The sequence below is a fragment of the Streptomyces sp. URMC 126 genome (genome assembly GCF_051386555.1).
Taxonomy (GTDB): domain Bacteria; phylum Actinomycetota; class Actinomycetes; order Streptomycetales; family Streptomycetaceae; genus Streptomyces.
Map to the genome: position 1 here is coordinate 1 of NZ_JBPQTX010000906.1, position 268 is coordinate 268.

Here is a 268-nt window from a genome sequence, read left to right on the forward strand (position 1 = left end):
CGCTCACCTTGTCGTGCAGCGAGGGACCCGGCACGTACTGCGTGGCGAACCAGGGCCGGTCCGCTTCCAGATCCGCCGCCACCAGCCGTGCCGTGCAGCCGCCGCGAATCCGGCGCGCGGCCGACACCTCGCGCGCGAACCGCGACCTGAACTCCTGATCCTCCGCCAGATCCGGGCGGATCACCTTCAGCGCGACCCGCTGGCCGCGCCGGTCGGAGCCCAGGTAGACCACGCCCATCCCGCCGGCGCCCAGCCGCCGGTGCAGCCT

Annotated in this window: 1 pseudogene; it reads right to left on the reverse strand. The window is 74.3% G+C overall.

The window, feature by feature from the left end:
- Nucleotides 1-268, reverse strand: a pseudogene (locus ACSNOK_RS34435) (serine/threonine protein kinase); the annotation flags it as partial.